At 65.4% G+C, this 873-nt stretch carries 1 protein-coding gene; it reads left to right on the top strand.

Going from position 1 to position 873, the window contains the following annotated elements:
* A partial coding sequence (locus IVA81_RS02395) for a chemotaxis protein CheW (protein WP_247311685.1) occupies positions 1 to 873 on the top strand: 873 nt, incomplete at both ends.

Below are 873 nucleotides of genomic sequence, written 5' to 3'. Positions count from 1 at the left end.
CAAGATCCCGCTGACCTTGGCGATCGTCTCGGCCCTGATCGTCGAAGCCGCCGGCGACCGCTTCGCCATTCCGCAGCTCTCGGTGGTCGAGCTGGTGCGCGCCCGCGCCAACTCCGAGCACCGCATCGAGCGCATCAAGGACACCGCGGTGCTCCGCCTGCGCAACAAGCTGTTGCCGCTGATCCACCTGAAGAAGCTCCTCAAGATCGACGACGGCGCGGCCAGCGATCCCGAGAACGGTTTTATCGTGGTGACCCAGGTCGGCAGCCAGACCTTTGGCATCGTCGTCGATGGCGTGTTCCACACCGAAGAGATCGTGGTCAAGCCGATGTCGACCAAGCTGCGTCACATCGACATGTTCTCCGGCAACACCATCCTGGGCGATGGCGCGGTGATCATGATCATCGACCCCAACGGCATTGCCAAGGCGCTCGGCGCCGCCGGTTCCTCGGCCCATGACATGGGCGACGAGAACGGCGCGCATCACATCGGCTCGGGCGAGCAGACGACTTCGCTTCTGGTGTTCCGCGCCGGCTCGTCCCAGCCCAAGGCGGTCCCGCTCGGGCTCGTCACGCGCCTCGAAGAGCTGCCCGCCGACAAGATCGAGTTCAGCAACGGCCGCTACATGGTGCAGTACCGCGAGCAGCTGATGCCGCTCGTCGCCATGGAAGGCGTCACCATCGCAAGCCAGGGCGCCCAGCCGATCCTGGTGTTCGCCGATGACGGCCGCTCCATGGGCCTCGTCGTCGACGAGATCATCGACATCGTCGAGGAACGGCTCAACATCGAGGTCGGCGGCTCCAGCCAGGGCATTCTGGGCTCGGCCGTGATCAAGGGCCAGGCCACCGAGGTGATCGACGTCGGCCACTTCCT

Source organism: Bradyrhizobium sp. 141, from assembly GCF_023074055.1.
Taxonomy (GTDB): Bacteria; Pseudomonadota; Alphaproteobacteria; order Rhizobiales; family Xanthobacteraceae; genus Bradyrhizobium.
The sequence above is the reverse complement of the archived record's forward strand: the minus strand, read 5'-3'. Positions and strand labels throughout refer to the sequence as shown.